At 70.6% G+C, this 25,689-nt stretch carries 20 protein-coding genes and 1 tRNA gene; 13 read left to right on the top strand and 8 right to left on the bottom strand.

Annotated elements, in window-relative coordinates:
• The first annotated feature begins 162 nt into the window (after nucleotides 1–162).
• The 8 genes from NBY69_RS32365 to NBY69_RS32330 all read left to right on the top strand — a co-directional run bounded on the left by NBY69_RS32365 (nucleotide 163) and on the right by NBY69_RS32330 (nucleotide 12,484).
• The gene (locus tag NBY69_RS32365) at nucleotides 163–735 is read left to right on the top strand and encodes a small secreted protein (protein ID WP_250305518.1); all 573 of its coding nucleotides are present in this window, start codon (nucleotides 163–165) and stop codon (nucleotides 733–735) included.
• A gap of 97 nt (nucleotides 736–832) precedes the next feature.
• The gene (locus tag NBY69_RS32360; protein WP_250305517.1) at nucleotides 833–2,386 is read left to right on the top strand and encodes a methyltransferase; all 1,554 of its coding nucleotides are present in this window, start codon (nucleotides 833–835) and stop codon (nucleotides 2,384–2,386) included.
• Between the two features lie 160 nt (nucleotides 2,387–2,546).
• Nucleotides 2,547–2,744 (top strand): hypothetical protein, encoded by a 198-nt coding sequence (locus NBY69_RS32355; RefSeq protein WP_250305516.1) that lies wholly within the window; start codon nucleotides 2,547–2,549, stop codon nucleotides 2,742–2,744.
• Between the two features lie 229 nt (nucleotides 2,745–2,973).
• Nucleotides 2,974–5,805 (top strand): type I DNA topoisomerase, encoded by a 2,832-nt coding sequence (gene topA, locus NBY69_RS32350; RefSeq protein WP_250305515.1) that lies wholly within the window; start codon nucleotides 2,974–2,976, stop codon nucleotides 5,803–5,805.
• Nucleotides 5,806–6,041: 236 nt separating this feature from the next.
• Nucleotides 6,042–9,185, top strand: a complete 3,144-nt coding sequence (gene tmk / locus NBY69_RS32345; protein WP_250305514.1) for a dTMP kinase — start codon at nucleotides 6,042–6,044, stop codon at nucleotides 9,183–9,185.
• A 290-nt stretch (nucleotides 9,186–9,475) separates the two neighbouring features.
• Nucleotides 9,476–10,687, top strand: a complete 1,212-nt coding sequence (locus NBY69_RS32340) for a DNA polymerase III subunit delta' (protein WP_250305513.1) — start codon at nucleotides 9,476–9,478, stop codon at nucleotides 10,685–10,687.
• Between the two features lie 70 nt (nucleotides 10,688–10,757).
• Nucleotides 10,758–12,302, top strand: coding sequence for an alpha/beta hydrolase (locus NBY69_RS32335; RefSeq protein ID WP_250305512.1), 1,545 nt, complete (start codon nucleotides 10,758–10,760; stop codon nucleotides 12,300–12,302).
• A 108-nt stretch (nucleotides 12,303–12,410) separates the two neighbouring features.
• Nucleotides 12,411–12,484: transfer RNA gene (locus NBY69_RS32330), tRNA-Thr, on the top strand.
• A 98-nt stretch (nucleotides 12,485–12,582) separates the two neighbouring features.
• Here NBY69_RS32330 and NBY69_RS32325 read toward each other — a convergent pair.
• From NBY69_RS32325 to NBY69_RS32300, 6 genes are read right to left on the bottom strand one after another with little or no spacing between them, the layout of a single operon-like run.
• Nucleotides 12,583–12,888, bottom strand: coding sequence for a hypothetical protein (locus NBY69_RS32325; protein WP_250305511.1), 306 nt, complete (start codon nucleotides 12,886–12,888; stop codon nucleotides 12,583–12,585).
• The gene (locus NBY69_RS32320; RefSeq protein WP_250305510.1) at nucleotides 12,888–13,538 is read right to left on the bottom strand and encodes a VWA domain-containing protein; all 651 of its coding nucleotides are present in this window, start codon (nucleotides 13,536–13,538) and stop codon (nucleotides 12,888–12,890) included. The genes NBY69_RS32325 and NBY69_RS32320 overlap by 1 nt, the downstream gene beginning before the upstream one ends.
• A 14-nt stretch (nucleotides 13,539–13,552) precedes the next feature.
• Nucleotides 13,553–14,686 carry a hypothetical protein gene (locus NBY69_RS32315; RefSeq protein WP_250305509.1) on the bottom strand — a complete coding sequence of 378 codons (1,134 nt, stop codon included), beginning with the start codon at nucleotides 14,684–14,686 and terminating at the stop codon, nucleotides 13,553–13,555.
• Nucleotides 14,683–15,897: a protein phosphatase 2C domain-containing protein gene (locus NBY69_RS32310; protein ID WP_250305508.1), complete on the bottom strand. Its 1,215-nt coding sequence runs from the start codon at nucleotides 15,895–15,897 to the stop codon at nucleotides 14,683–14,685. Before NBY69_RS32310 ends, NBY69_RS32315 begins: the two co-directional genes overlap by 4 nt.
• A complete protein-coding gene (locus NBY69_RS32305) occupies nucleotides 15,894–16,310 on the bottom strand; it encodes a hypothetical protein (RefSeq protein ID WP_250305507.1) in 417 nt (138 codons plus the stop codon). Before NBY69_RS32305 ends, NBY69_RS32310 begins: the two co-directional genes overlap by 4 nt.
• A 9-nt stretch (nucleotides 16,311–16,319) precedes the next feature.
• Nucleotides 16,320–17,063, bottom strand: coding sequence for a hypothetical protein (locus tag NBY69_RS32300; RefSeq protein WP_250305506.1), 744 nt, complete (start codon nucleotides 17,061–17,063; stop codon nucleotides 16,320–16,322).
• Between the two features lie 173 nt (nucleotides 17,064–17,236).
• Here NBY69_RS32300 and NBY69_RS32295 point away from each other — a divergent pair, with 173 nt between their 5' ends.
• From NBY69_RS32295 to NBY69_RS32285, 3 genes are all read left to right on the top strand, one after another.
• Nucleotides 17,237–17,995, top strand: a complete 759-nt coding sequence (locus NBY69_RS32295) for a Crp/Fnr family transcriptional regulator (protein WP_250305505.1) — start codon at nucleotides 17,237–17,239, stop codon at nucleotides 17,993–17,995.
• Between the two features lie 125 nt (nucleotides 17,996–18,120).
• On the top strand, nucleotides 18,121–20,595 hold the full coding sequence (locus NBY69_RS32290) for a hypothetical protein (protein ID WP_250305504.1): 2,475 nt from the start codon (nucleotides 18,121–18,123) through the stop codon (nucleotides 20,593–20,595).
• A 32-nt stretch (nucleotides 20,596–20,627) separates the two neighbouring features.
• Nucleotides 20,628–20,885 (top strand): hypothetical protein, encoded by a 258-nt coding sequence (locus NBY69_RS32285; RefSeq protein WP_250305503.1) that lies wholly within the window; start codon nucleotides 20,628–20,630, stop codon nucleotides 20,883–20,885.
• A gap of 56 nt (nucleotides 20,886–20,941) precedes the next feature.
• On the opposite strand, the gene NBY69_RS32280 is transcribed toward NBY69_RS32285, so the two are convergent.
• Nucleotides 20,942–21,679, bottom strand: a complete 738-nt coding sequence (locus tag NBY69_RS32280; RefSeq protein WP_250305502.1) for an FHA domain-containing protein — start codon at nucleotides 21,677–21,679, stop codon at nucleotides 20,942–20,944.
• Nucleotides 21,680–21,890: 211 nt separating this feature from the next.
• Here NBY69_RS32280 and NBY69_RS32275 point away from each other — a divergent pair, with 211 nt between their 5' ends.
• Nucleotides 21,891–23,519 carry a serine/threonine protein kinase gene (locus NBY69_RS32275; RefSeq protein WP_250305501.1) on the top strand — a complete coding sequence of 543 codons (1,629 nt, stop codon included), beginning with the start codon at nucleotides 21,891–21,893 and terminating at the stop codon, nucleotides 23,517–23,519.
• A 645-nt stretch (nucleotides 23,520–24,164) separates the two neighbouring features.
• Nucleotides 24,165–24,518 carry a hypothetical protein gene (locus NBY69_RS32270; protein ID WP_250305500.1) on the top strand — a complete coding sequence of 118 codons (354 nt, stop codon included), beginning with the start codon at nucleotides 24,165–24,167 and terminating at the stop codon, nucleotides 24,516–24,518.
• Between the two features lie 132 nt (nucleotides 24,519–24,650).
• Here the strand turns inward: NBY69_RS32270 and NBY69_RS32265 are convergent, their stop codons facing one another.
• Nucleotides 24,651–25,517 (bottom strand): sulfurtransferase, encoded by an 867-nt coding sequence (locus tag NBY69_RS32265; RefSeq protein ID WP_250305499.1) that lies wholly within the window; start codon nucleotides 25,515–25,517, stop codon nucleotides 24,651–24,653.
• Nucleotides 25,518–25,689: the final 172 nt, after the last annotated feature.

Raw genomic sequence — 25,689 nt, 5'->3', positions numbered from 1 at the left:
CTCGGGCTGTCCTGTCGGGGGCCCGGCGCCCGTGAGTCTTGTCTCTCTCGCCGTCTTGGTGCAAATGGCTTCAATAAGCCATAATTCGGGCGCACGACACGCGAATGTCGCCCACTTGGCGTGTATGTTCCGGGGCCGAGAGCCTTGGAAGGGACCAATCCGGTGAACAAGAAGCTTGCGGCCGCACTGTCCGGCGGTGCGGTACTGGTAGTGGCGTTGTCGGGCTGCAGTGACAGCAGCAACGACAACAAGACGAACGACTGGGCCAAGACGCTCTGCGTTCAGATCGGGCCTCAGCTGGCGAAGATCAACAAGGCCAACCAGCAGATCACCGCTGTTGCGGCGGACGGCAAGCCCGCGGACATCCAGAAGGCCGACTCGGCCGCGTTCCAGGATCTGTCGGAGGCCGACGCGGCCATCGCCGCCGCCCTCAAGAAGACCGGCCCGCCGCCCGGCGACGACGGGAAGACGATCCAGCAGAACGCCATCACCGAGCTGAACGCCAACTCGAAGGCGTACGCGGACCTGAAGAAGCAGGTCGACGCGCTGGACGTGAAGGACCAGCAGAAGTTCTCCGACGGCCTCAAGGCCATCGGCGAGGACATGAAGAAGATCAACGAGACGGCGTACAAGAAGCTCTTCTCCGGCGACACCGGTAAGGCGCTGCTCAGCCAGGACGCGTGCAAGGTCGCGACGTCCTCGCCGTCGCCCACGGTCGCCCCTTCCAAGGCGTAGCGTCCGCGGCAGACCGAGGCGTAGGGCGCACCGACCAAGGCGTAGCGCCCGCAGTGGAGGTCCCGTCCGGACCGCAGCGGCCCGGTGTCCCGCGCGGATGCCGGGCCGTGCTGCTGTTGTCAGTGGCGACCGCCACAATGGGCGGGTGAGTACGACCAGTCTTCCCGCGCCCGACCGTTCGCCCCAGATCCGCGAGGCCCTGCTCGCCGCGGACTTCACCGCCGACGGCCTGCTCGACCTGCTCGGCGCGCCCGCGTATGCCGCGCTGGCCCGCAGCGAGACGGTGCCCGCCCTGCGCGCCACGCGCGGCCGGACCGCACTGGAGACCCTGGTGCGGCTCTTCCTGCTGCAGCGGCCCGTTCCCGCCGAGCGGGCCGCCGCGGCGCTGCCCCTGGAGGAGTGCGCCGCCGACGGCTGGGTGGTGCGTGCGGGCGACGACGTGCGGGCGACCGTGGACATCCGGCCGTACGGCGGTCCCGAGGGCGAGGACTGGTTCATCGTCTCGGATCTGGGCTGCGCGGTCGGCGGCGCGGGCGGTATCGGCAGCCAGGACGAAGGCGTCGTGCTCGGCGTCGGCGGGGCGTCCACCACACTCGCCGGGATCACTGTCCGTACGCCTGTCGGAAAAGCACTCGATCTCGGTACCGGGTCCGGTATCCAGGCGCTGCACGCCGCACAGCACGCCACAGAGGTGACCGCCACCGACCTCAATCCCCGGGCGCTCGGCTTCACCCGGCTCACCCTCGCGCTCTCCGGAGCCCCCGCGGCCGATCTGCGGGAGGGCTCGCTCTTCGCGCCGGTGGCCGGCGAGACGTACGACCTGATCGTCTCCAACCCGCCGTTCGTCATCTCTCCCGGAGCCCGGCTGACCTACCGGGACGGCGGAATGGGCGGGGACGATCTCTGCCGCTCGCTCGTCTCCGAGGCGGGCGAGCACCTGAAGCCGGGGGGATACGCGCAGTTCCTCGCCAACTGGCAGCACGTGGAGGGCGAGGAGTGGCAGGACCGGCTGCGGTCCTGGGTGCCGCGTGGCTGCGACGCGTGGATCGTGCAGCGCGAGGTGCAGGACATCACGCAGTACGCCGAACTCTGGCTCCGGGACAGCGGTGACCACCGCACGGACCCGGAGGCGTACGCCGCACGGTACGAGGCGTGGCTGGACGAGTTCGAGTCCCGCAGGACCAAGGCCGTCGGCTTCGGCTGGATCACGCTGTACAAGTCGGGCTCGGAGCGCCCCTCGATCGTGGTGGAGGAGTGGCCGCACCCGGTCGAGCAGCCGCTCGCCGAGACCGTACGGGCGCACTTCGAGCGCCGGGACTACCTGCGCGACCACGACGACGCCGCACTGCTCGCCGACCGCTTCGAGCTCGCCGCCGAGGTGGTGCAGGAGCAGGTCGGGATGCCCGGCGCGGAGGACCCCGAGCATGTGATTCTCCGCCAGAACCGCGGCATGCGGCGGGCGACGAAGGTCGACACGGTCGGCGCGGGCTTCGCGGGCGTCTGTGACGGGACGCTCTCCGCCGGGCAGATCCTGGACGCCATCGCGCAACTGCTCGGTGAGGACCCGGTGCTGCTCAGGGACCGCACGCCGCAGTCCATCCGGTTGCTGGTGGAGGAGGGCTTCCTGGATCCGGTGGGTCCGTCCACCTGATCCGCGCCGGGCGGGAGCAGAGCGGAAGACCGGGGTCCGGCGGGGCGTGACGCTGTGCGGAGCACCTGTGTTCACTCGTAGTTCGCACCCGTGTCGCCCCGGGGTGCCAGCCTCACCACCCTGACCATCCGGGTCACTCGGGTACGGGGGAGGTACGGACATGGAGAGCGCGCCCGCGGTCTTCGCCGGAACGACATTCGCACTGTTCGGAGCAGCTCTGCTGCTGTGGACGGCGGTACGTGTGCTCCATCGCGCGCCGGTCGCGCAAGGGGCGGACCCCACGCGTTCCGCCACGCTGGCCGCGATCTTCGGTGTGGTGTCCCTCGGCCTCGGGGTGTGGTGCTTCGCCCAGGTCTGAGACGAGCGGCTCCGTACGGCGCCACCGCGGCGGACACGGAGCGTGACCGGGGTCCGGGGAAAGGCCCGGGGAAGGGCAGTGGGCCGATCCGGGCGGCAGGAATGGCGGTAGTCGGGTTACCGTTCCAGTGGCCGTTGCGGGCTTTCGCCGTTTGACACGGGGGCGGGATGTACCGTCACACTCCGCAGCGAGCATGACCACCGAGTGCCGACCGGAGAGAAGAGCCACGTTGTCCCCGACCAGCGAGACCGCACACGGCGGCCGCCGACTCGTCATTGTCGAGTCGCCCGCCAAGGCGAAGACGATCAAGGGCTACCTCGGCCCGGGTTACATCGTCGAGGCGAGCGTCGGGCACATCCGCGACCTCCCGAACGGCGCCGCCGAGGTACCGGACAAGTACACCGGCGAGGTACGCCGCCTCGGGGTGGACGTCGAGAACGACTTCCAGCCCGTCTATGTCGTCAACTCGGACAAGAAGGCGCAGGTCAAGAAGCTCAAGGAGCAGCTGGCCGAGTCGACCGAACTCTTCCTCGCAACCGATGAGGACCGCGAGGGCGAAGCCATCGCGTGGCACCTGCTGGAAGTCCTGAAGCCCAAGGTCCCGGTCCACCGGATGGTCTTCCACGAGATCACCAAGGAAGCGATCCAGGCCGCCGTCGCCAACCCGCGCGAGCTCAACAAGCGCATGGTCGACGCCCAGGAAACCCGCCGGATCCTCGACCGCCTCTACGGCTACGAGGTCTCGCCGGTCCTGTGGAAGAAGGTCATGCCGCGCCTCTCGGCGGGCCGCGTGCAGTCCGTCGCCACCCGGCTCGTGGTCGAGCGGGAACGCGAGCGCATCGCTTTCCGTTCAGCTGAGTACTGGGACCTCACCGGTACGTTCTCCACCGGCCGCCAGGGCGATGCCTCCGACCCGTCCACCCTCGTCGCCCGGCTGAACTCGGTGGACGGCCGCCGGGTCGCCCAGGGCCGCGACTTCAACTCCACGGGGCAGCTCAAGAGCGAGGTCCTGCACCTCGACGAGACCAACGCCCGCGCGCTCGCCGCCGCGCTGGCCGACACGGCCTTCGCCGTGCGCTCGGTCGAGTCCAAGCCGTACCGCCGCTCCCCGTACGCCCCGTTCCGTACGACGACGCTCCAGCAGGAGGCCAGCCGCAAGCTGGGATTCGGTGCGAAGTCGACCATGCAGGTGGCCCAGAAGCTGTACGAGAACGGCTTCATCACCTATATGCGTACGGACTCCACGACGCTCTCCGACACCGCGATCAACGCCGCCCGTGCCCAGGTCACGCAGCTGTACGGCAGCGACTACCTGCCGGAGAAGCCGCGTACGTACGCCGGGAAGGTCAAGAACGCGCAGGAGGCGCACGAGGCGATCCGCCCCTCGGGCGACCGGTTCCGCACGCCTGCCGAGACCGGTCTCTCCGGTGATCAGTTCCGGCTCTACGAGCTGATCTGGAAGCGGACCGTCGCCTCCCAGATGAAGGACGCGGTCGGCAACTCCGTCACGGTCAAGATCGCGGGCACCTCCTCCGACGGCCGGGTCGCCGAGTTCTCCGCGTCCGGCAAGACGATCACCTTCCACGGCTTCATGAAGGCGTACGTCGAAGGCGCGGACGACCCGAACGCCGAGCTCGACGACCGTGAGCGCAGGCTCCCGCAGGTCACCGAGGGCGACCCGCTCTCCGCCGAGGAGATCACCGCCGACGGCCACTCCACCAAGCCGCCGGCCCGCTACACCGAAGCCTCGCTGGTCAAGGAGCTGGAAGAGCGCGAGATCGGCCGCCCGTCGACGTACGCGTCGATCATCGGCACGATCCTCGACCGCGGCTACGTCTTCAAGAAGGGCACCGCGCTGGTCCCCTCCTTCCTCTCCTTCGCCGTGGTCAACCTGCTCGAGAAGCACTTCGGCCGGCTCGTCGACTACGACTTCACCGCCCGGATGGAGGACGACCTCGACCGCATCGCGCGGGGCGAGGCCAAGTCCGTGCCGTGGCTGAAGCGTTTCTACTTCGGCGAGGGCGACGCCGGGGCCGGTGCCGCGTCCGAGGCGGGCAACGGCGACGGCGACCACCTCGGTGGGCTCAAGGAGCTCGTCACCGACCTGGGCGCCATCGACGCCCGGGAGATCTCGTCGTTCCCGGTCGGCGAGGGCATCGTGCTGCGCGTCGGCCGGTACGGCCCGTACATCGAGCGCGGTGAGAAGGACTCCGAGAACCACCAGCGCGCGGACGTGCCGGAGGACATGGCGCCCGACGAGCTGACCGTCGAGTACGCGGAGGAACTGCTCGCCAAGCCGAGCGGCGACTTCGAACTGGGCACCGACCCGGAGTCCGGTCACCAGATCGTGGCCAAGGACGGCCGGTACGGCCCGTACGTCACCGAGATCCTGCCCGAGGGCACGCCGAAGACCGGCAAGAACGCGGTCAAGCCGCGGACGGCCTCGCTCTTCAAGTCGATGTCCCTGGACACGGTCACGCTGGCCGACGCGCTCAAGCTGATGTCCCTGCCCCGTGTGGTCGGCACCGACGCGGAGGGCGTGGAGATCACCGCGCAGAACGGCCGGTACGGCCCGTACCTGAAGAAGGGCACCGACTCGCGCTCCCTGGAGACCGAGGACCAGCTCTTCGCCATCACGCTCGAAGAGGCACTGGCGATCTACGCCCAGCCCAAGCAGCGCGGGCGCGCCGCGGCCAAGCCGCCGCTGAAGGAACTGGGCACCGACCCGGTCAGCGAGCGGCCGGTGGTCGTCAAGGACGGGCGCTTCGGCGCGTACGTCACGGACGGCGAGACCAACGCGACGCTGCGGACCGACGACAGCGTCGAGGAGATCACTCCGGAGCGCGGTTACGAACTGCTCGCGGAGAAGCGCGCGAAGGGCCCGGCGAAGAAGACCGCCAAGAAGGCAGCGAAGAAGGCTCCGGCGAAGAAGACGGCGGCCAAGAAGACCACGACCGCGAAGAAGACCGCGGCGAAGAAGACCACCACGGCCGCGAAGAAGACGACCACGAAGAAGACGGCGGCCAAGAAGACGGCTGCCAAGGCCGCAGCGGACGAGTAGACGCGGCGGACGAGTAGACACCCCCGGTCGAATCGGACGAGTAGACACGCCCGGTCGAATCGGGAGGGTGGCCGGTACGGTGCGCGGGAAATGGGCGCAACGTACCGGCCACTTCGCATACGTCCGTCCTGCTGCCGGTCCGGGGCCAGGACCCGCACCGCATGGGCACACAATCGACCCGCCCAAATGTTCGGGGGGCCCGGCGGGGATTTGACCGGTCCGGATACGCTGGTCGGATGACGCGAGCCGAGCAGCCAACGGTCGTGAGCCCCACCTCCGACGAACTAGCCGCAGACTCACGCGAGCGCGCCGTCCGAGCCTTGTTGCGCATCCCTCCGCTCCGGCGGCTGTGGAGCGCTCAGCTCGTCGGCAATATCGGCGATGCCCTCGCCCTTCTCGTGCTTCTGCTGCTGTCGTTGCAGGCGGCGGTCTCGCAAGAATCCTTCGGGGGCGGGTACCGAGGTGCCGCCTTCGCCGTAGCCGCCGTATTCGGCGCGCGGGCCCTTGCCACCTTGCTCTTCGGGGCCGTACTGCTCGGCCCGGTGGCCGCGCTGACCGCGCCGAACGGGCCCCTCGACCGCCGCTGGACCATGATCTGCGCGGACGGCCTCCGGGTCGCGCTGCTGATCATCGCCCCGCTGTGGATCAACTGGACCCCGGCCAAGGCGCCCGCTGTCCTGCTGGTCACCGTCTTCGTCGCCGGGGTCGCCGAGCGTTTCTGGACGGTCGCCAAGGAGAGCGCGGCCCCCGCGCTGCTGCCGTCCCCGCCTCCGGAAGCCGTGGCGGTGCGCCCGCTGCCCGACCACCTCGAAGCGCTGCGCCGGCTCTCGCTCCGTACGACGTTCCTCGCCGTTCCGGCGGCTGCCGCCGTGCTGCTCGTCGCCATGCTGATCAGCAATCTGCTGGGCACCGGCATCGACTGGTTCTCGCTGCACCAGGCGGGTCTCGGGTCGTACGTCGCCGCCGGGCTCTTCGCGGCGTCCGTCTCGACGCTGTACTTCCTCGAACTGCCCGACGGCCAGACGCCCCGCGCCCGTTCCCCGCTGGAGGGGCTGCGCCGCCCGTCCAACGGAGCCGGCCCCGACAAGGGCCGTACCGGCGCGATCCCGCTGCTCGTCCTGGCTGCCGCCGCCGTGGCCGGAGCCATCGCGTCCGCCGCGGCCGTGGCCGTCCTGGACGCCATCGACCTGGGCGGCGGCCCGGTGGCGTTCGCGCTGCTCGTTCTCGCGCTGACCGGGGGCACGGTCATCGGTATCCGTACCGCGCCCAGGACCCTGCCCGGCTTCTCCCGCCGTCGGCTGCTCGCGCTGGCGATCACCCTGACGGGCGTGGCGCTGCTGGTGATGGGCCTGGTCCCGGACACCGCGACGGTGGTGCTGATCGCGACGCTGGCCGGCTGGTCCGCCGGTGTCGCCGCGAACATCGCGCACACCCTCGTCGACCAGGAGACCGAGGAGGCCCGGCGGACACGTATCGCCGAGCATCTGCAGGCGGTCGTACGGGTCGCTGTCGCCCTCGGCGCGATCGTGGCCCCGCTGGTCGCCGCGGCGATCGGCCCGCACCACCTCGCGAACGGGCAGTTCGTCTTCGCGCACGGCGGCGCCGCCTTCACGCTGATGCTGGTCGGCGCGCTGCTGCTGCCGGTGGCCGCGCTGGTCCTGGCCAAGGCCGACGACCGTTCGGGCGTACCGCTCCGCAGCGATCTGCGCGATGCGCTGCGCGGCGGCGCCGACCCGGCGCAGTCCCCGTCGGAGACCGGTTTCTTCCTCGCCCTGGAGGGCGGCGACGGCGCCGGGAAGTCCACCCAGGTGGAGGCGCTCGCCGAGTGGATCCGCGCCAAGGGCCACGAGGTCGTCGTCACCCGCGAACCGGGCGCGACGCCGGTCGGCAAGCGGCTGCGGTCGATCCTGCTGGACGTCTCGTCGGCCGGTCTCTCCAACCGCGCGGAAGCGCTGCTGTACGCGGCCGACCGCGCCGAGCACATCGATTCGGTCGTACGCCCCGCCCTGGAGCGCGGCGCGATCGTCATCTCCGACCGCTACATCGACTCGTCGGTGGCCTACCAGGGGGCGGGGCGCGAGCTGTCGCCGACCGAGATCGGCCGTATCTCCCGCTGGGCGACGGACGGACTCGTACCGCATCTGACGGTGCTGCTCGACGTCTCCCCGGAGGCCGCGCGCGAGCGCTTCACCGAGGCGCCGGACCGGCTGGAGTCGGAGCCCGCCGAGTTCCACCAGCGGGTACGGGCCGGGTTCCTGACGCTGGCTTCGGCCGATCCCGGGCGCTACCTCGTGGTGGACGGGGCGCAGGAACCGGAGGCGATCACCACCGTCGTACGCCACCGGCTCGACCAGCTGCTGCCGCTCTCCGAGGCCGAGATCAAGGCCCAGGAAGAGGCGCGGAGGGCCGCTGCTGAGGAAGCCCGCAGGAAGGCCGAGGAGGAAGCGGCCCGCAAGGCGGAGGAGGAGCGCCTGGAGCGCGAGCGCCAGGCACAGCTCGCGAAGCTGCGCGCCGAGGAGGAGGAGCGCAAGCGCCGCGAACTCGAAGAGGCGAAGCGGCGCGAGGCGGAGCGCCAGGCGGAGGAAGCCCGCAGGCAGGCCGAGGAGGCCAGGCGTCTCGCCGAGGAGGAGAGGCTCCGCCGCGAGGCCGAGGAGCAGGTGCGGGAGCAGGAGCAGGAGCGCCTGCGCCGGCAGAAGGAGGAGCAGGCCCGGCTGCGGGCCGAGGCCGAGGAGCGCCGCAAGGAGAAGCAGCGCCTGGCCGAGGAAGCGCTGCTGAGGGCCGAGGAGGCGCGCCGTCAGGCCGAGGCGGAGGCCGCCGAAGCCGCGGCTGCCGCAGCGACCGCCGCGGACAACGAGACGACGGTGGAGACACCGGTCGTGGGCGCGAACGACGTGACGCAGCCGGTCGCCGCCATGCCCTCCACGCCGTCGCGTCCGGAGCCGTCGCGTCCGGACTCCGAGGAGACGACGGTGATCCCGAAGATCGAGGAGCACCCGGCCCCCCGGAAGCCGAAGGACGCCGACGGCCCGAGGGACTCGGGCGATCCGCGAGGAGCGCAGCGGCACTCGGACGCGGACGAGACCACGGTGATCCCCAAGTTCGCGGAGGCCACGGAGCCGCCGAGGCCGGTACGGGGCGCCACCCCGGCGGACCGGGTACCGCCCGGCTACTTCCGGGACGAGCCGCGGCAGGCGCCCCCGGAGAACGCGAACGAGCGCACCCGGGAGCTGCCGCAGTTCGACCCGGAGCGCCCGCGCCGCCGTTCGGACTGGGCGGAGGAGACCCCGCTGGACGACCTGCCGTCGCTGGCGGACGAACTGCTGGGCACGGACCACGACGACGAGCGCGACAACAGGGGCCGGGGCAGAGGCCGGCGCTGACACCGCACGGGAAGGCCGGGGGCCGGGGCATCGGTCCCCGGCCTTCGGCCTTCCCGGCGCTGCAGGGCCTCGCGTCGGGCGTACGGCCGGACGCGCGGCCGGGTTGTCGGACCCCTGCGCCACAATGGATCCCGCACAGCAAGAACCGGCGCCGGGCGGACGGGTGCGACGACGCGCACCCGCCTGTCCGCACCGGTATCCGCACACTGTTGTCCACACACAGGTATCCACATACCGGTATGTGGATACCTGTATCCGCACCCGCACGACCGCACCGAAGGGGCGACCACATGGCCGTATGGGACGACCTCGTAGGCCAGGACCGCGTTCAGACGCAGCTCGCCGCCGCCGCCCGGGACGCCGACGCGCTCGTCACGGCCAACACCGAGCGCACCTCCACCGACGCCATGTCGAAGTCGACGATGACGCACGCATGGCTGTTCACGGGCCCGCCCGGCTCCGGCCGGTCGACCGCCGCCCGCGCCTTCGCCGCCGCCCTCCAGTGCGTCAGCCCCGACCGCGCGCTCGGCGGCATCCCGGGCTGCGGCTTCTGCGACGGCTGCCACACCGCTCTCGTCGGGACGCACGCGGACGTCGAGGTCGTCCGCACCGACCAGCTCTCCATCGGTGTGAAGGAGACCCGCGAACTGGTCCGCCGGGCCCAGCTCTCCCCGGCGGTCGGCCGCTGGCAGGTCATCGTGATGGAGGACGCCGACCGCCTCACCGAGGGCGCGGGGAACGTCCTGCTGAAGGCCGTCGAGGAGCCCGCCCCCCGGACGGTCTGGCTGCTCTGCGCGCCGTCGCTCGAAGACGTACTGCCGACGATCCGTTCCCGCTGCCGCAATCTCACCCTGCGTACCCCCCCGGTGGAAGCGGTCGCCGACATCCTCGTCCGGCGGGACGGCATCGATCCGCAGCGGGCGTGGGAAGCGGCCCGTGCCACGCAGGGACACATCGGCCGGGCCCGCCGCCTGGCCACCGACGAGCGCGCCCGCGCCCGCCGCGCGGCCGTGCTCAAGATGCCGCTGCGGGTCGAGGAGATCGGGGGCTGTCTGAAGTCCGCCCAGGAACTGATCGACGCCGCGACCGAGGACGCCAAGGAGGTCGCGGAGGGCACCGACACCAAGGAGACCGAGGAGCTGAAGGCCGCGCTCGGTGCATCCGCGGGTGGCCGGATGCCGCGCGGTACGGCAGGGGCCATGAAGGAACTGGCCGACCGCCAGAAGCGCCGCTCGACCCGTACCCAGCGCGACACGCTCGACCTCGCGCTGACGGATCTCACCGGCTTCTACCGCGATGTGCTGGCCCTCCAGCTGCGCTCCGAGGTGGCCATCGCCAACGAGGACGTACGGGACGCGCTGGACCGGATCGCGCTGAGTTCCAGCCCCGAGAGGACCCTGCGCCGGATCGAGGCGATCACCGCCTGCCGTCGGGCGCTGGACCGCAACGTGGCCCCGCTGCTGGCCGTCGAGGCGATGGCGGTGTCCCTGCGCGCGGGCTGAGGGGTTGACCGGCTCACTCGTACGGGCTGCAAAAGAGGGGCTCGGGCCGGGGCCCGACTACGCTCCGGGGATGGATCTCAGGCGCCTGCTCTCCACTCCCGTCACCGTGCTGGCCTTGGCCGGACTGCTTGTTTCGGGCTGCTCGTCGGGCAGTTCGGCGCCCGGCGCCTCGACATCCGGCACCCGGGCCTCGGGGTCGGCGCCGTCCGCGGACCTGGCCCCGTACTACACGCAGAAGGTGACGTGGCGTTCCTGCGGCGCCCCCGGATTCGAGTGCGCCACGATGAAGGCGCCGCTCGACTACCAGAAGCCCAAGGACGGCGACATCGAGCTCGCCGTCTCCCGCAAGAAGGCGACGGACCCCGGCCGGCGGATCGGCTCCCTCCTGGTCAACCCGGGCGGCCCCGGCGGCTCGGCGATCCAGTACCTTCAGGGGTACGCGGCGATCGGCTACCCGGCGGCGGTCCGCGCCCGCTACGACATGGTGGCCGTCGACCCGCGCGGGGTGGCTCGCAGTGAGCCGGTCGCGTGCCTGACCGGCAAGCAGATGGACGCGTACACGGAGGTCGACCAGACCCCGGACGACGCGAGCGAGACCCAGAAGCTCACCACCTCGCTCAAGGGCTTCGCACAGGGCTGCGAGAAGCACTCCGCCAAGATCCTTCCGCACGTCTCCACGGTCGAGGCCGCCCGGGACATGGACGTCCTGCGGGGGATCCTGGGCGACAAGAAGCTGAACTACGTCGGCGCCTCGTACGGCACCTTCCTCGGGGCGACGTACGCGGGGCTCTTCCCCGACCGCGTCGGCCGCCTCGTCCTGGACGGCGCGATGGACCCCTCGCTGTCGTCGCTGGAGATGAACCGCGACCAGACCGCCGGATTCGAGACCGCTTTCCAGTCCTTCGCGGCGGACTGCATCAAGCACAAGAACTGCCCGCTCGGCACGGCGTCCACCGCGGATGCCTCCCACCGCCTGGAGGCGTTCTTCTCCCGCCTGGACGCGAAGCCGGTTCCCACGGGCCAGAGCCGCCCGCTGACCGAGTCCCTGGCCACGACCGGCGTGATCTCGGCGATGTACGACGAGACGTCCTGGCCCGACCTGCGCACCGCGCTCACCCAGGCGATGTCGGGCAACGGCGCGGGGCTGCTCGCCCTCTCGGACTCGTACTACGAGCGGTCGGGCGACGGCAAGTACGCGAACCTGATGTACGCCAACGCCGCGGTGAACTGCCTGGACCTGCCCCCCGCGTTCACCGCCCCGGCGTCCGTCACCAAGGCCCTGCCCTCCTTCGAGAAGGCGTCCCCGGTCTTCGGCCGGGGCTTCGCCTGGGCAGCCCTGAACTGCGCCTACTGGCCCGTCCCCGCCACCGGCCGCGCCCACCGCATCGAGGCGAAGGGCGCGGCCCCGATCGTGGTGGTCGGCACCATCCGCGACCCGGCGACCCCGTACAAGTGGGCGAAGTCCCTGGCGGCCCAGCTCTCCTCGGGCACGCTCCTCACGTACGACGGCGACGGTCACACGGCGTACGGCCGGGGCAGCACCTGCATCGACACGGCGATCAACACGTACCTCCTGGACGGCATCCCGCCGAAGAACGGCAAGCAGTGCTCCTGACCGCCTCTGACCTGCGCTGAAGAGCGGGACCGGGGTGTGTCAGGAGCACCCCTGGAAACTGTGTAGACTTGGCGTCGCTGCTGACCGCACCATGGTGTGGACGGGCGTGCCGCCTTAGCTCAGTTGGCCAGAGCAACGCACTCGTAATGCGTAGGTCTCGGGTTCGAATCCCGAAGGCGGCCCGGAATTACCCCAGGACTCACTCGCCGTGACCTGGGGTTTTTTCATGTCCGGGGCATGCCGGGCCGCACGACGGGGCGGAGCTTGCCGGTAAACGGCACTAGCACCGGGTGAACGGACCACCGCCAGGGGTGGCGATGGCCGTGGGCCCGGGCAGGTGTGCCGGTGAGGTGGGAGGCGGGCAGTTCGGCGACGGTGTCTCGGAGAGGTGGGGGCGGGCATGGGTCGGCCGTACCGTCGTCGCCGGGTGTGAGCTGCTTCCGCTCCCGTCCGCCGAGGAGCCGTGGAGATTGTCCGTTGCCTCGACTGCGGCTCCGCAGACGAGCAGCGCCGCGGCCAGAATGGTCAGTCCGACGGAGGCGCGCAGCGCCCGGGGCGCCGTGGACCGCGGGTCGTTGTCCACCATCAGTCCACGAATTCCTGGGCGACCTGGACGTACTCGAAGCCCTCGACGTCGGTGTTGATCTCCATGTGACCGGTCCTCGACGAGGCGATCAGGGTGTTGAGCAGGCCGGAGATCGCTGCGCTCACCGCCGACTCGGTGTCCGAACCGTTGGCGATGAACAGCGCCTTGGTCGCCACCTGTTCCAGCACGTCGCGTTTGGCGTTGCCGAAGCCGTAGGCGATGACGTGCGGGTGGCGTGGCCAGTCCCTGTCCACCAGTGCGCGGTAGGAGTTCTCCCAGTGCGCGTCGGTCGGACTGCCATCGGTCAGGAAGAAGACCGTCGGCCGCAGCACGCTGAAGTTCTGCATCCTCAGGTCCTTGACATCCTGTTCGATGCACTGCCGCACCTGGTCGAAGGCCTTGCCGTATTCGGTGCGCCCGCCGCAGATCACCTCGGGCATGGCCGGTACCTGCTCCATGTCCGACATCGGGATCACCACGTGCACGTCGGTGGAGAAGGCGATCACGCCGACTCGGGCGAACTCCGAGACGCGGGGATTTGTCGCCAGGTTGTAGTGCAGTCGGGAGAGGGTCGCGTTGAGCACCGCCTCGTGCGGTTTCATCGACGAGGACGCGTCGATCACCACGTAGGTGGGCAGGCAGAGTGACATGGGGCACCTCTGAGTCAGTGGTTGTGGGCGATGATGAGGACCAGGGCCACGGCTAGGACGAGCAGGAGAATCCACTCGGCCTGCGAGGTGGTCGGAGGCTGCTGCTTTTCCTCGGTGGGCGCCGGAACGGGTTTGCTGACGGCCGTACCGGTGTCGGAGGGAGGCTGGGGGATCGTGGCGGACAGCGGGGGCAGCGGGGGCAGCGCGGTGCGCGTCGGACGTGGCGCGGTCCTGAGATAGGGCCCGCTGTTCAGCGCCTGATTCAGCTGAGCGGCCGAGGGCCGTCGCTCGCGGTCGGTCGCGAACAGCATGTCCAGCAGTACTTCGGAGACGGCGGGCTGGTTCTGCCAGGGGGACGTCGTGACGGTGTGGAAGGCGTGCGCGTCGCGCTGGCCCGTCAGGCATTTGGAGACGAGCAGTCCGAGCCGGTAACGGTCGGTGTACTTGTCCGCGTCGGTGCCCTGCGGCGTGAGCGGGTCGGCCCAGTTCGGCTGGTGGAGGTCGGGCATCTTCTTCGGCTGACAGCCATCGACGTCGATGAGGTAGACAGAACGCTGATCCGGGCTCCAGAAGGCGTTGGAGAACGACCAGTCCGAGTAGATCAGGCCCAGGCTCTCCAGGATCGTGGCGAGCTCTGTCAGCTGGCGGCAGGCGGCCAGTCTGCCCTCGAAGCCGGGGAGCGGAAGTCCGATCCGCTGGATCGACTCGTCGGACTTCGCCAGCCAGTCGATCTCCACGAAGCGGCGCTCGCTGAACTTGCCGCGCCGCAGCTCGGAGCGGTACTGCTCGGGCGCGATCGGGATCACGCAGCCGACGGCCGGGTTGCCCGGCTCCTGGATGCGGGCCGCGGGCCAGCACGTGCCTGCGTACAGGGCCGCACGATCCGCCTCCGGCAGCGTGCCCGGAGCCGAGATCAGCAGATCGAGCCGGTGGGCGTCCTCCGGGTGCTGGTCCGGCCGGTAGAGCTTGGCCAGCCAGCCCGGATGGTTCGTGAGTGGCCTCACGGCGATGGCCTGGCCGTTGCGTTCGGAGATCGGTTCGTCGAATGGTCCGAGATCGCCGGCGCTCACGGTCCGCGGCAACACCCAGCCTCGCGGATCGGCCGCCGGGCCGCCGTCACCGCCGTGGACGGGATGGGGTTCTGTCATGCCCGGCCACCGTTCCACACCACGACGGCGGTGCGGTCGTCGAGGTGCTGCGGTGCGTCGAAGCCGACGTCGGCGGTGAACCGCGTGGCCGGGACCGGCGAGCGCCAGGCGTTCGCGAAGTACTCGTTGATGTTGCCCGCCGGGTCCGCCCACGCGTCACCGATCCCGTCCGTGACCAGGGCGAGGGCGGCGCCGGGAGCCAGTCTGACGTAGTGGCCCCTGGCCAGTTGCGGAGTGTCCGGCAGTCGCCCGGCGACCTCGTTTGAGACCACCGAGGCCGCGCGGTCCTTGGACTCGCCGGAGGAGAGCAGCCACAGCGGGCCGCGCGGGTCGAGTGTCCAGGCCGAACTGTCGCCGAGCCACGAGATCCAGGCCTCCGCGACGCCGTTCGCGTCCGGTTCGGCGAGTACCGCGGTGATCAGTACGGTGGCCACGTGCGAGGTGTCGACGCCGCGACCGGCCGCGTGGGCGGCGACCGATTCCGCGATCCGCCCGTACAGCTCTTTGACATCGAGCCCGCCGAAGCCCACCGCCTCGATCTGCTCGCGCATCAGGGTGACGGCCTGGCTGGAGGCCGTGGTGGCCCCGGCGTCGGACCACGCCGCGCTGGACAGGCCGTCGGCCACGGCCACGAGCGCGTACCGGCTGTCCTGGCTCCGCCCGATCCGGTAGGAGTCCTGCCGCGGCTCGGCAGGCTGGCGGCAGCGGTGGCCGGGTCCGATGACGGAGGCCGCGCGGACGGTGAACGCTCCGACCGTGGCCTCGTCGGCAGCGATCCCGTTCTGTACCGTGCGCTCCGGCAGCAGCCAGGGGTAGCCCTGGGCACGGGCGCCGTCGCCGAAGCGGGGAACGCTCAGGTCGGTCGGCCGCTCGCGCAGGAACGGCTGGGGCCTCGCGGGCTGGGCCTGCGGCGCTGCCGGACCGGTGACGTAGCGGCACATCGAAACCGTTGTGCCGGGCTGAGGCTCCTGTGCGAGCCGATCCCGCTGCCCGGCGAGCGCCGCGGTGGCCTCGGACCCCAGCACGGCCGCCGCGCCGACGACACCCACGGCCGCGAGGGCGAACACGTTCACCAGCAGGCCGTACTGCCGATGTGGCGTGCCGACCTCGATGAAGGCCCCGATGACGACGGCCACGAACAGCACCGTCCGCACCCATCCGTCCATGAGGCCGCCCCGTCGGCTCTCGCCCCGGCTCTCGTACCGAGTCATGGCCGTTCCTCGGGACCGCGGGATTTCGGCCCGGAGGCAAAGTGCTGAGTGCCGTGCTGCACCGCGAATACCTCACCTGAATGGGTGGCGGAATTGACCTGGATCGCGAGGTCAGGCCTTTCCTGGGTTCGCAGCGGTGCCAGGGCCATGACGTCGTGGGCGAGAGCCGGGTTCCGGCCGAGCAACTGCGACAGGGCCTCGGCCCAGTGGTCCACGGCTGTGGCGTCGACCGCTCCCCTCGTGGCGGTCGACTGCCGGTCCAGCACGACGGACAGCTCATTGCGGCTACTGGTGTGAGTCTGCGCGAGGATGCCGCTCATCAGCCTCCTCGCCTCCTGCCGGAGGTCGGTGCCCATCGCGGAGACCAGAGCGGTCGCGCCGCTCGTGGCCGGCTCGGCGAGTTTCTCGTTCATCGGCGTGTATCAACCCCGGTTGTTGTGGCGGACGTACTGGTTGCCCCGGTGGACGGCGAAGGCCGTGCCGTTTCCCGAGGCCCGGACGAGCTGTTCCACACTCCGCGGCTCGGGTTCCGCAGGCTGCTCGCCGGAGCCGGAGCCCCGGCCGGAATCCACGCGCGGCCCGACGGGGCTGCCCGGGTACCAGAGCCAGGCCCGCGCGGCGTACTCCTTGACCCGGACGTCGGCTGCGGTGAAGGCGTCGGTTTCGAGCCCCTCGTAGCCGTGCCCGATCGTCTCCTCGTAGAAGTGCTGCGAAAGAATCGCGGCCACCGGGGTGCCGCTCGGACCGGCCAAGGCCGCATGCCGCAGCGGGGCCGAGTCGAGCAGCCGGGCCAGCGCCTCGAAGGGGGCGCCGGAGACGGTGCCCTCCGGATCGAACCGGATTTCCCCCGCGTGCACTGCGGCCCGCACCCGCAGCCGGGTGTCCGGGCCGGTGTGCTGGTTGTGCTCGCGGATTCGCGTGCCCAGCTCCGGCAGGAGCGGGAACAGCAACCTGGCCTTGGGCAACGCCGCCGGGGCGACGAGCCGGCAGCCGTCGCCGGTGTCGACGTACGCGAAGTCCCGCGAGTCCAGATCCGCGAGGGCGAGGGCGCTCGACAGTGCGGAACGCAGGACTCTGCGGATTTCCTGCAGCCGCTGTTCGCCGCGGCCCGCGGAACCCGCGATGTCGCACGCCATCAGGGCTCGGTATTCGTACTTCGGATTCATAATCCCTCCGCGATCACGATGGGGGCCGGCAATTCGAAGATCGATGTGCCGTCTTCCCGTTATTCGGTGCCGTCCGAATGGTTGCCGGGATCGTAGAGGAGGGGTCCTCGGGTAGAACCGCTACTAATACAACTTGTGCGGCTTCGGCCGAACGAGAAAGAGAGGTGTGGCCGATGAGCAACACACGGGTACGCGGGGCCGCGGCCTACTGGCCGCCGACCGGACTGCTCGGCCGGGTCGAGGAGGCCGACCGCGGAATCCTGCTGGGACTCGGCCACGGCGTGGTCTACCCGGCTGGTCAGATCACCATCCACGAGGCCGACACCTCGGACTTCGCGCTGCTCCTGCTCGGCGGCACGGTGAAGGTGACCGCACACGCGCAGGACGGCCGCGAGGCGCTGCTGGCCGTGCGGATGGCCGGGGACCTGGTCGGGGAACTCGCAGGGATCGACGGCCAGCCGCGCATCGGCACCGTGACCGCCTGCGGCAGGGTGCTGGCCCGTTACATCCTGCGCTCCGAACTGGTGGAGTGCACGAAACAGCACCCCGCCGTAGGGCTCGCACTCAGCGCGAGCGTGGTGGCGAAGCTGCGTACGGCGACCGGCCGGATCGTGGATTTCGCCGGTTGCGACGTGCTCGGACGGCTGGCCAGGATCCTGCACCACCTGGCCGTCACCTACGGGCGTCCCGGCCGTAACGAAGCTCAACTCCCGCTGTCACAGCCGGAGATGGCCACCCTGGTTGGCGCGGCGGAGTCGTCGATCCACAAGGCGCTGCGGGCGCTGCGGGATTCGGGTGCGGTCGTGACCGGCTACCGCAGGGTCACCATCCTCGACCTGGATCAGCTCGCCCGGATCGCTGTCGCGGCCGGGCCGTCGGAGGGCGTCGCGGCCGGGCCCGCCGGATCGCTGGCGATGTCGCCAAACACGTAAAAGCGCCGGGTTCGCACGACGGGCCGGCGCCAGCATGACCGAGTGTCGGGACCCGAGTGTCGGGACCTGAGCGTGGGGACCCGTGTGTCGGGTCCCGAGCGTGGCAGAGAACGGGGGAGAAACAGATGCCGGACAACAACGGTGCTCCGAACACTTCCGAGCGGATCCGGACCGGCGACGTGTCCGGAACGATGGTCGTAGGCAGCGGGAACACCGTGAACAACCTGAGTATCACCGCCGAGTCCGGTGCGGCCATCACCGTGCACACGGGGCCGCTGCCGGATCCGGTCAAGCGTCGGCCGATCTGCCAGTTGCCGCCGTCCGCAGCCGAGTTGCTGATCGGACGGGAGCGGGATGTCCGGGAACTGCGAGCGGCTATCGAGACACATCGGTTGGTGCAGGTCTGGGGTGTGTCCGGGGTCGGCAAGAGTGCGCTGCTGCGTCACCTCGCGGGCACGATGCCGCACGGGCCCGAGGGCGTGGCCTATATCGAAGCCGGTGGACGGACGTCCGATGACATCGCGCAAGCGATCTTCGACATCAGCTTCGACGCGCCGAACTACAAGCCGTCGATGGAGGTGTTGAAGGAGCACCTGAAGACGCTGCAGCTGCGGATCTACCTGGACGACGCGGGACTCGACGAGAAGGACCTGCAGCGACTCTTCGACATGGCCGGGAAGTCCACGTTCGTCTTCACCTCGCAGCAGCGGTCCGCGGTCAACGGCGTACACGCGATCCGACTCGAAGGGCTTACGGGCTCGGCGGGGACGCGACTGGTGGAGACGGTGCTGGCCCGCGGGCTGCGGCGCGACGAGGCGCAGACCGTGGAAGCGCTGTGCGACGCGGTGGACGGCAACCCGCTCAGATTGCGGCGCATCGCCCTTTCGGCCGAGGTCGGCAAGGGGCTGCCGGGCGTCGCCGATCTCCCCGAACTGCTTCCCGCGCTGCTGAAAACGCTCCAGCCGCAGGAGCGTGACCTGCTGTACCTGCTCGGCTCGCTGTCCGGCGCCGAGTTGGCCGCCCGGCATCTGAATGATCTGATCGGCCGGCCGGACACCGGAGTTGTCGCCGACAGCCTGGTGCAACACGGCTTGCTGCTCGCCTCGGAGACCGGCTACAGCTGTCCGCCGGACGTTGCCGAGTGCGTGCTGAGGAGCAGGGCGACGGAGTTTCCCGCCGATCAGCTCTGCCGGACGCTCACCGCGTGGGTCGAGGAGAAGGGCACCAGCCCGGACGATGTCGCGGCACATTTTCAGGCCCTGGATGTCGCGGTGCTGCGAGCGGAGAAGCACGGACAGGCGCAGCTCGGCGTGGCGCTGGCCCGTGCCGCCTCGCCGAAGCTGGCGTTGTCCCGGCAGTTCGACGCGTGGGGCAGCCTGCTCGGAGCCGGTTGGACAGTGGCGAAGAGCGCGGGGGACAAGGAGGGGGAGGAGTTCTTCCTGCGTGAGGCGCGCACCCGCCGGAGGGCGATCGGAAGGGCCGCGCAGACGACGGCCCTGGTGCTTGAGGCGGGGGTGCTGTGGCATGAACTCACCGCCCTGCGGGCGCATTCGGCGGCCCAGCAGGTCGCCAACGCGGCGACGACCACCACATCCCCGGTCCAGACGGTCCCCCTGACGCACGCGGGCAACGCGCCGGCCTTCCCGCATCCGACCGTTCCCACGTCCGGGACTCCGGTTCCCGCACACGCGGCCCCGTCCGTACACGCGGCCCCGTCCGTACACGCGGCCCCGTCCGTACATGCGGCCCCGTCCGTGCACGCGGCCCCGTCCGCACATGTGGCGAGGCCGGTGGTCGACATGACCCATGGCGCCCAACAGTCGCACGCGGCCACACATGTGGCGGGCACACACTCCACCGCGCAGATGCCGCAGCGGATCGACCTCTCGCAGGCGCACACGTCCGCTTCCCAGTCGGCACACGCCGTGCACGCACCCGCGACCGCGACGGGCGCAAGCCACTCGACGGTCACCGCCGTCGGTGCCGGTGCCGCCAAGAGCGGGATGTCGGCACTCGCCCTCACTTGCACGCTCGGCTTCGTGACCGTGCTCGGCGTGGGTGCCACGGTCTTCGTGAACGACCGGCCGACTCCGCCCCCGGCCCCGGTTGCCGCACCGGCCCCCGTCCTGACGCCGGACGCGAGCATCTTCACACCGAGCGGACGCGATGACACCCCACCCACGCCCACCGTCGATCCCGTGTGCGCGACCGTGATCCCTGAACTGTCGTCAGAGATCCAGCAGTACAGCACCGACGCGTCCGACGCATCCGACGCGATCGACACCTACAACAGCGCCATGACCGACTACAACTCGGGTGCGACGTCCACCGCACCCGACGACGGCACGTTGCTCTCCGACGTCAGCACGGTCATCAGCGATCTGGACTCCATCGTGTCCACGGTGCAAGGGGCCGTATCGCAAGCCCAGGACACGTCCGTGGTGACAGACCTCAACGGCATGCTGAGCCCCGTTCAGCAGATGCAGAGCCTGTATCAGTCATACGAGAACGACCCGGGGAGCGCCGGGTTCGACCCGTCGAGTCAGGTCCTGGCGATGAACTCCGCCGAGGACAGCCTGCAGACCGACTGCGGCGGCTGACCTTCTCCGGGACCGACCAAGAAAGGCAGGCCATGCCCGCAGAATCCACGCACGGGGACATCCACGCCGGAGACGTCACCGGCACCTTCATCGTCGGCGACAACAACCACGTGACGAACACGACGCGTCACCCTGAGCAGGCCCAGGCCCAGGCCCAGGCGGAACAGCCGGAACCGCACCAACAGAACTCCGCGGAGGACCGAGCAGCCCTCTTCGCGCTCGAACGCGGCACCATGCACGTCACGTACAACGCGTACCACCCCGAAGCCGGGCAGGAGACAGAACGCTGAGAAACCCGTGTGCCCCGGTCGACCATCGACCGGGGCACGCACCCTGCAAGGGCGGTTCAGTCCTTGTCGGACAGCAACTCCAGGTCCTGAGCGCTCAGTGTCGCCGTCTTCAGCAGTTCCCTGATCAGGTTGACACTGAGCATCGAGCCGACCGGCTCGCCGACCTCATCGCGCATCAGTCCGCGCACGCCCCGCCGGTGCAGCCGTTCGCGTACGTCCTCGACCGCGTTCGCGACCGACTTGTAGGTCCAGGACTTGGTCGCACAGGGCGAGGCGTTGACCAGACGGGCGGTGTCCTCCCAGGCCAGCGGCAGGGGGAAGGCGTCGTGGCCCTCCAGGTAGCGCCGGGCGAGCGCGGTGAGCACCAGCCGCTCCGGCGGGGAGAGTTCGTAGACCGTCTCGGGATCCACGGTATCCGCACCGCTCGTGGAGCGGGGGTGTCGGTCGTCCTCGTCCACGACGCGGACTTCCATCAGGTGGGAACGCCGCTTGGACGAATTGATCACCAGCGGGGTGTACCCGGACTCGATGATCCGCTTGTGGCCGGTGAGCATCAGCGCGCCGTCGGGCAGTTCAATCGGCAGATTGCCGGTGTTGACCAGCCACCAGTCGCCGTCCCCGCCCGTGCAGGTGAACATGCCGTGCCGACGGCTGACGGTCGGGTCGTCGACACCGACCGGCACATGCACGTCCTCGCGGTCCCGCCCGAACAGCAGCGCGTACCGGCGCGGCGGCACGGCGTACCCGCCCTCCGGACCCAGAACGAAGATCGTCCCGGGCGGAGCCGAAGGCACTCTGTCGGAGGGACTGCCCGGCGGCAGTATCTGGGGTGGAAAGCTTCCGTACGCCATGTCATATACCTCCGGCTCGGCTCGCGTCAGTGTATGAGCGCACGGGGAGGACCGGTCCTCCAACGGACATGTGTTCGCTGTCAACGCCCCGTGTTCGCAACGGAGTTGCTGATAACCTGAGCCGCCGTGAGTACGAGCAGCGGGGGAACTGCTGATGCTGGACAGTGCGATCGCCGAACCTCTCGGCCCGGACGATCCGCAGGAGATCGGCAGCTTCCACATCATCGGTCTGCTCGGCACCGGCGGCATGGGCGAGGTCTACCTCGGGGCGTCGGACAAGGGCTACGCCGCCGTCAAGCGCGTCCGGCCGCGGCTGGTCTCCAGCGAGCGCTTCGCACGCGAGGTCGGCATCCTCTACCGGGTGCCGGTGGGCGTCGGGCCGCGGGTGCTGGCGAGCGACGGCACCGCGGAACGCTCCTGGTTCGCCACCGAGTACGTACCCGGGCTCACCGTGGACGAGGCGGTACGGCTGCGCGGCCCGCTGCCCGCCGGGGCGCTGTGGCTGCTGCTGGCCGAGGCCGCCGCTCAACTGCGGGCCGTGCACGCGTTGGAGATCGTGCACCGCGACGTGAAGCCCGGCAACGTGATGCTGGTGCGCGACGGCGTGAAGCTGATCGACTTCGGCATCGCGCGCGCCGCGGACCAGGCGAGGCTCACCAAGAGCGGGGGCAGCTACGGAACGCAGGGATTCTCGGCGCCGGAGCAGCAGTCCGGGGACGAGGACGTGGACGCGCCCGCGGACATCTACGCGCTCGGAGCGCTACTGCTCTACGCGGCCTCGGGCCGCACGCCCGGCGTCGTCCCTGACGTCGAGCAGCTGCGCGCCGTGGACGCCGACCTCGCCGCCGTCATCGAGCCCTGTCTCGCCACCGGCCCCGGAGCCCGCCCCACTGCACACGAGATGGCGGAAGCGGCCCGTGCGCACCTGCCCGTTCCTCCCCCGTCCTGGCCCTCGGAGGTCATGTCGCGCATCGCTTCGCGACGTGCCTTCGCCGCGACGCCGGTCGGCAAGCTGGAGACCGTCCCGCCGCCGGACCTGGACGCGGATCCGACGCCCGAGACCGTGTCAGGGGCCCCTGCTGTACGTCGCCGACCGCGCAGAATGCTGCTTCTGTTCCCGGTCGCCGCAGTGGTCGCCCTCGGCGCCGGCGCAGCGTTCCTGTTCGTCCCGCCCGCATCCTCGCGGGACGGCGCCGTGCGATCGTCCGACAGCGCCCCGGCCACCGTCGAGCCGGTGGCCGGGGCGACACGGACGCCCTCCGTGAGCCCGAGCCGTTCGGCCCCGTCCACCGGCAGGTCCGCTCCTCCGACCCCGGTCGTCACGGCCGGTACGGACAAGACCGTCGCACCGGGCGGGGCCAGCGCGCGTCCGCCCTCCGGCACCGTCGCGACCGCCACGTCCTCGGCAACTGCGATCAGCCTCACCTCATCGGCCATCAGCGGTATCAACGGCAGCGACGACTTGACGCAGGTCAAGGGCTCCGAGGCGGACACCGACTGGTTCGGCAACGACGCCGCCTGCTCCGCCTGGCTGGACGACAACGGCTCCGGCGAGCTCGCAGGCGTGCTCAACACCTCCCTGAAGCAGACCTGCGAGGCCGAGCTCTACCGCAGCGACGGCGTTGCGTACACCTTCGGTGCGTCCTGGGGCGCCGTGAAAACAAGCTTCATCTCGGACGTCGGCCACACGATGTGGATCTGCGTCCGGAAGGCGAGCGACCGATCCGGCGAGCAGTGCTCCGCCCGCTTCGGCATGCACGGCGGCACCCCGGTCAAGGAGTGAAGCGAACAGCACGACCGGTGGGCCTCCCGAGGTGCCCGGGAGGCTCTGGCCCGTGCGCCCCTGCCCGGTGACTTCCGCCCGCCGCGTCGGAGCCGCCAGCAGAGCAAGTACTCCGACGTCCGGGGCTGTTCGGCCCGGGAGAGCGGCCCGTCAGGCGAGGCCGCGCCCGGCGCGGACACCCCGGCAGCCGTCTTCGGCCGCGGCCTCGCCCCCGGCGCCGGGGGCTCTCTCCTACTGGGCGTCGACGAGGACCTCGCGCCCGGTGCGGGACTGACCTGCATGACCAGCAGTCGTCCGCTGCTGAGGGGGACAGTTCCATCCCTGGATGATTTTCTCCCGGGCGGAAAGTCTCCCCTTTCAGGGCGCACGAACGCCCAGGGTGCGCATATCCAATTCCACGCATGTCCGGTTCCATGCCTGTCCGGTTCCGCGCATGTACGAGTCCATGAATGTCGGGGTGTACGAAAGTCCGGGCGTGCGAAGGAAAGGCGGCCTGATCGGCGCGGTGGTCGGAGGTACCTGCGGTCACCGGGTCAACTCTCGTTACCGACCCTGCGCGTGGCGCCCGTGGAGAATCGATTCACCCGTCTCGTCCCCTTCTAGGGTCGTGCCCACGTACCCCCTCGGAAGGGATTCACCCCCGCCATGAAGCTCCGCAACGCCGCCGCAGCCGGTCTGGCCGCGCTCGCGCTGGTCCTGATGCTGCCCGGTTCGGCCCTGGCCGCCACCGGCGAGTTCCACTACAAGTACGTCGACGATCATGGCCAGGAACAGTTCGCCACCGTGCACGACCCGCAGAGCGGCCGGTGCATCAACCTCTACGGTGTCGACTCCGACGAACTCCCGCCGGGCTTCGGCCCGCACAACCAGACCGACTCCTGGGTCACGGTCTACGTCGGCACCGACTGCCAGGGGCCCGAGTGGCAGCTGAGGCCCCACGGCAGGCCCGCCCGCGACGATCTCGAACTGCGCTCGGTGAGGTTCGGCCTGCCCGAGTAGGCGGACCACTCGGGCCGGTGCCGCAGCCTGCCGGTGCGGGGCTGCGGCACCGTGATCACACCACTCGGCACCGTGATCACCGCTCGGCGGCGGGAGCGGGCGTCAGAGCAGTGGGCGTCAGGGCAGTGGGGATCAGGGCAGTGGACTCCCGCCCTCCGTTCCGCGTACCACCGGTAGATCCGACGGCAGCCCCCATTCGCTCCAGGACCCGTCGTACACGGCGAGGTCGCGGTATCCGGCCAGTTCGGCGCCGAGCGCCAGGACGCAGGCGGTGACGCCCGATCCGCAGCTGAACACCAGCCGCTCCCGGTCACCGGCGCGGGCCGTGAACGCGGCGCGCAGCTCCGGCTCCCGGAGCATCAGGCCGTTGTGCTGGAGCTCGGTGAAGGGCAGGTTCACCGCCCCGGGCATATGGCCGCCGCGCAGCCCCTCGCGAGGTTCGGGGGCCGCTCCTGAGAACCGCTCCCGGGCGCGGGCGTCGAGGACGGTCGCGTCCGGGTCGGTCAGTGCCGCGGCCACTTCGCCCCGGCCGACGACCAGCCCCGGGCGGGGGCGCGCGGTGAAGTCGCCGCGCACTCCCGGGGGTGCCACCGGCCCGCCGTCCTCCAGCGGGTACCCCGCAGCGGTCCAGGCGGGCAGGCCGCCGTCGAGCACGGCCGCCCGGTCGAAGCCCATCGCCCGGAGCATCCACCAGGCGCGGGCGCTCGAATAGATACCGGCGCTGTCGTAGACGACGACGGTGGAGGTGTCCATGACGCCCAGGGAGCGCATCTCCTCGGTGAACACGGCGGCGCCGGGCATCGTGTGGGGAAGCGGGCCGGAGTGGTCGGACAGCGCCCCGTCGATGTCGAACGGCCGCGCCCCCGGGATCCGCCGCCCGGCGCCCCGGTGCTTGCCGACGGAGGCGTCCAGGATCACCAGCCCCGGGGTGCCCAGCTGATGTACGAGCCGGTCGGCGGCGATGAGCGGGCCGACGCCGGGCGAGGGCCGCGCGGTCATCGGGTGCCCCGCCCGGAGATCCGGCCTGCTGCCTTGTCCACGTCGGCCTCCACCGTTGCTGTTCTGCTCGCTGATCGCACCTGGTCCGGTCGCCAACGTAGCCGGACAGGTCCTCGCACCGCCGTACGGAACGGATCAGCGCCCGCAGTGGGCTCAGCCGAGACCGATCCGC

This window comes from Streptomyces sp. A 4/2, from assembly GCF_940670765.1.
In the GTDB taxonomy this organism is placed as follows: domain Bacteria; phylum Actinomycetota; class Actinomycetes; order Streptomycetales; family Streptomycetaceae; genus Streptomyces.
This window is presented reverse-complemented; position numbering and strand designations above follow the sequence as displayed.